Below are 3,333 nucleotides of genomic sequence, written 5' to 3' on the forward strand. Positions count from 1 at the left end.
GTTTTGAACAGTATTTAGAAAGGGAGTTAAGAAATGAGTATTAAATTTAAGTATCGAATTGCGTTAATAATACTTATGATAATTTTTATTTCTTTTCAGGCAATGAGAATTATTGATAGTTACAACAAAGGGTATCTATTTGGTCTCCCTAGTTTTCAGTTATTAATTGGACTAATTATTTTGATTGCATTATCTGTACCTGATCATCAAAAAGAAGATGAGTAAATTTTTGACAAGATGCTCAAGCAGCCATTTTCCTTATTGAACTAACGAAGCAGGTGTGTTACAGACATTAACCGCCTGTTTCAAGATGCTCATAAAACACTTAAAGGAAACGGAAGATTTGCTTTTAGTATCCAGCATCCACTAACAACTTCATCATTTGTTAGTAAGCAATCTGGGGACAAACGCGGTAATTGGATTGTTGATGACTATTTCCATGAGGGTGAAAGAAAAGAGCCTTGGATTGATCAAATAGTGGTTAAGTATCATCGTACAATTGAAAATTATTTTATAGCACTTAGACAAGTTGGCTTTACAGTACTAGATTTACGTGAAGGTACACYAAAACGTGAACATTTCAGTAGCGAAGAAGAATTTGTAAGAAGACAGCGAATTCCAGTTGTATTGGCTTTTTCTTGTGTGAAGTAAACAAATATCCTAACATGCCTGTTAACTAACGCGTGCTTTACTTCAATAAGGAGTAAGTCCATTTCTTATTCAACTAACGGGGCAGGTTAGTTGAACAAGGAGAGCTGAAATTATGTTTAAATTTCTAATATTGTTTCAAAAGTGATTTTTTAGTGGGACTTACATATGAGTGGAATAGCAATAACTCATGAACCACCTTATTAAGCAGTGATTTTTTCTTCACATAGACCGGAAGTAGGCAGGAGTTACGGGAAATGGCGGATAAAATGGTGGAATTAGCTTCTCTGCAGAAGGGATTCTTAGGTCTCGAAAGTACACAGGACGAACGATTAGGAATTACAGTTCCGTATTGGGGTTCTTTACAATCCAAAAAGAKTGGATGGGAAATTCAGCGCATAAAGTAACACAAAATAAAGGGAAACCAGAGTGGTATAAAAACTTTTTTCTCAAAGTTTGTAAAGTAGTGAGACATAACTTTTTTGAAATGTGACAATTGTTATTGTGTTTTTTATTCACAGTATGGCTCAGGGAACGATGCGATTACGATTAGAACATGTATCGATCAATTGGAATCGAACTTTCGTTATGATGGACGATATGTTGGTAATTATGAATCAAATAACCTGGTTGCGACATCGAAAGTTTCGCCAAATGTTTAAAAGATGGTCTTGCAACTACATTTGTCAGATAGGCTGATTGATTTGCCCCTGGCATTCTGGTTTGATTCAGAGCATGAATCATTTGTTCAGCTGTCATTATTCCTAACCCATGACCAAAATTCGTACCATCTCCTAAAACAACGGCATTCTCCCCTCTCCAGTGAGGGGTTCTCGGGTCGAAGTCCGGATTTTCAAAATATATGACATCTCCAGGCAAAAAATGGCCTGTATAATACGGTTTTATTTGGAGTTCAGAATCATTTTGCCAGCTGTATAAATAGATGTTTTGAAATAATTGATTAAATAAGGATTCTCCCATAGTGTTTAGGACCGCATGGTAATAGATAATGACCATTGCCGTAGCACATTCAAAAGCATATTGTGAACTGTTCATGTAGATATCTTGAATCGCGTCTGATGGTTTTACTCCATGCCGCAGCAGGAATCCGCCGGTACTCGTCAATTGCCAGTATTGAGGATTACCACGGGAATTTTCAAGTATTTCAAACCGCACATTGCTTTGATTCATGGCTCTTGCACTTAATATGATATTTTTTCGTAACTTAAGCTCAAACAATAATTCACCTATGGATTGATATGAGTAAACGACTGTATCTTCAATCATCCGTTGAATGATCATACTTTCAATACTACCAGACGACCACATGTCACTTTGTTGAAAGGGCATCCCCGATAGTTGAATCATAATATACCTCTTTCCAAGTTCGAGTAATAAATTACATTCTTACCTAGCATATTCAAGAATCGTTTTAATGTGTAGTTATCACCAACGTTCATATCCGAACTGGTGGAACAACTAAATTGATTTACTGCTTATTCAACTAACGGGTGCTTTAGTTAAACAAGACCATCATTTCGATGGTCTATTTTTACGTCCAAAACATCAAGTAAATTTCGGCAATCTATTTTGAAATGTTACACTTAAACTAACGGGGCAGGTTAGTTGAATAAAAATTATTGAAAAGAAGAATAAATATGAGAAATCCTCTTTGACATAGAACCAAAAGGTGTTATATTATCTAATATATAACCAAAAGGTTTTATTTAATAATAAAGGAGAATATAATTTTGGAAACAATACAAGATATTAAGCAGATTGTTACTTTTGAAGCACCTATACAAAAAGTGTGGGAAACGGTTTCTACTTCGGAGGGTATTGCAATTTGGTTTATGCAAAATGATTTTGAACCTAAAGTAGGACATGAATTTCATATACAATCCCCATTCGGTCCATCTCCTTGCAAAGTATTAGAAATTGATGAACCAACCAAAGTTTCTTTTTCATGGGATACAGAAGGTTGGGTGGTTACGTTTCTTTTAAAAGAGCTGGATGAGAAGACGGAGTTTACACTTATACACAGTGGTTGGAAATCCCCTGATACTGTTCTTCCAAAAGCGAACGAGAAAAATTCTATTATTCGTGACAGAATGGACAATGGCTGGGTCGGAATTGTAAATGAACGACTTCGAAAGGTTGTTGAAGGATAAATGACAGCAGCAAAGCATGATGTATTTCAAGCTATTGCTGATCCAACTAGAAGAGAGGTACTTCGATTACTTGCTAACAAGGAATTACCAATCTCAGAAATAACATCTCATTTTCCAATTAGTCGGACAGCCGTTGTAAAACATCTACTTATCCTTTCAGAAGCAAATTTAGTAAGCGGAAAAAAAGTTGGTAGGGAAAAAATTTATCAGTTGCAACCAGAACCCTTAGCAGAATTAAAACTATGGCTTTCTTATTATGAACAGTTTTGGAATAACAAATTGTCAATTCTTAAACATGTGGTTGAAAATGAAGGTGTAAATGGTTTTAAAGTAGTAAAAACAGATAGTAAATAAGGTTAATTCAGAAACCGACAATAAAATGTCGGTTTTTTTTGTTGTTCAACTAACGGCTGATTTAGTCAAAGTAGGGCAACGTTATAAGACGTTGCTCCTTTATATTTAAAAGGTACTTCTGATAATACTCTTTCCGTAAGTGAATCGAAGGTTTACGTAC

General features: G+C 35.2%; 5 protein-coding genes and 1 pseudogene. 5 read left to right on the plus strand and 1 reads right to left on the minus strand.

Going from position 1 to position 3,333, the window contains the following annotated elements:
- Positions 1-33 precede the first annotated feature (33 nt).
- The 3 genes and pseudogenes from AC1DSL_RS16510 to AC1DSL_RS16520 all read left to right on the plus strand — a co-directional run bounded on the left by AC1DSL_RS16510 (position 34) and on the right by AC1DSL_RS16520 (position 1,141).
- Positions 34-225, plus strand: a complete 192-nt coding sequence (locus tag AC1DSL_RS16510) for a hypothetical protein (protein ID WP_477533032.1) — start codon at positions 34-36, stop codon at positions 223-225.
- Positions 226-477: 252 nt separating this feature from the next.
- Positions 478-651: a hypothetical protein gene (locus AC1DSL_RS16515; RefSeq protein WP_477533033.1), complete on the plus strand. Its 174-nt coding sequence runs from the start codon at positions 478-480 to the stop codon at positions 649-651.
- 207 nt (positions 652-858) lie between these two features.
- Positions 859-1,141, plus strand: a pseudogene (locus AC1DSL_RS16520) (antibiotic biosynthesis monooxygenase family protein).
- A 56-nt stretch (positions 1,142-1,197) separates the two neighbouring features.
- Here AC1DSL_RS16520 and AC1DSL_RS16525 read toward each other — a convergent pair.
- Positions 1,198-2,016 carry a protein-glutamine gamma-glutamyltransferase gene (locus AC1DSL_RS16525; RefSeq protein WP_477533034.1) on the minus strand — a complete coding sequence of 273 codons (819 nt, stop codon included), beginning with the start codon at positions 2,014-2,016 and terminating at the stop codon, positions 1,198-1,200.
- A 383-nt stretch (positions 2,017-2,399) separates the two neighbouring features.
- Here AC1DSL_RS16525 and AC1DSL_RS16530 point away from each other — a divergent pair, with 383 nt between their 5' ends.
- A complete protein-coding gene (locus AC1DSL_RS16530) occupies positions 2,400-2,819 on the plus strand; it encodes an SRPBCC family protein (RefSeq protein ID WP_477533035.1) in 420 nt (139 codons plus the stop codon).
- Positions 2,820-3,173 carry an ArsR/SmtB family transcription factor gene (locus tag AC1DSL_RS16535; RefSeq protein WP_477533036.1) on the plus strand — a complete coding sequence of 118 codons (354 nt, stop codon included), beginning with the start codon at positions 2,820-2,822 and terminating at the stop codon, positions 3,171-3,173. It begins immediately after the preceding gene.
- Positions 3,174-3,333: the final 160 nt, after the last annotated feature.

The sequence above is a fragment of the Paenisporosarcina sp. P4_D4 genome, assembly GCF_056401835.1.

What these genes read in the sequence shown, in the direction of transcription:
- AC1DSL_RS16510 (WP_477533032.1), top strand. Translation starts at nt 34, where the DNA reads ATGAGTATTAAATTTAAGTATCGAATTGCGTTAATAATACTTATGATA.
- AC1DSL_RS16525 (WP_477533034.1), bottom strand. Translation starts at nt 2,016, where the DNA reads ATGATTCAACTATCGGGGATGCCCTTTCAACAAAGTGACATGTGGTCG.
- AC1DSL_RS16535 (WP_477533036.1), top strand. Translation starts at nt 2,820, where the DNA reads ATGACAGCAGCAAAGCATGATGTATTTCAAGCTATTGCTGATCCAACT.